Source organism: Solihabitans fulvus (genome assembly GCF_008386585.1).
In the GTDB taxonomy this organism is placed as follows: domain Bacteria; phylum Actinomycetota; class Actinomycetes; order Mycobacteriales; family Pseudonocardiaceae; genus Solihabitans; species Solihabitans fulvus.
Map to the genome: position 1 here is coordinate 1 of NZ_VUOB01000224.1, position 474 is coordinate 474.

The 474-nt window shown below is 73.4% G+C and carries 1 protein-coding gene; it reads left to right on the forward strand.

What is annotated here, in order from left to right; all coding sequences use genetic code 11:
* Positions 1-474, forward strand: a 474-nt coding sequence (locus F0L68_RS41390) for a replication initiation protein (protein ID WP_188317131.1), incomplete at both ends; no start/stop codon positions are given.

Below are 474 nucleotides of genomic sequence, written 5' to 3' on the forward strand. Positions count from 1 at the left end.
GCTGGCCGTTGGCCAGCGACGACCCGACCACGGGGTCGTGGCGGGAGAGCCGGGCGAAGGCGTTGACACGTCGGTACCTGGAGCACTCGCCGACGGCGCTGCTGTGCATGCTCGTGGTGGACGTCGACCACCACGACACGCTGCTGCGGGCACTGGAGGAACCGCGTGGGCACGCGATGCCCACCTGGATCGCGGAGAGCCCGACCGGCCGGGGGCACGTGGGGTGGATCCTGGAGGCGCCGGTGTGCCGGACGGACTCGGCGCGGATCGCGCCGATGCGCTACGCCGCCCGGGTCGAGGAGGGCCTGCGGCGCTCGCTGGACGGCGACATGGGCTATGCCGGGCTGCTGACCAAGAATCCGCTGCACGAGCACTGGGCGACCACCTGGGGCACCGACCACCTGTACTCCCTGGGCCAGCTCGCGGAGAGCCTGGGCGAGCTGATGCCCCGGTCGCTGCCGCGCCGGGCCGTCG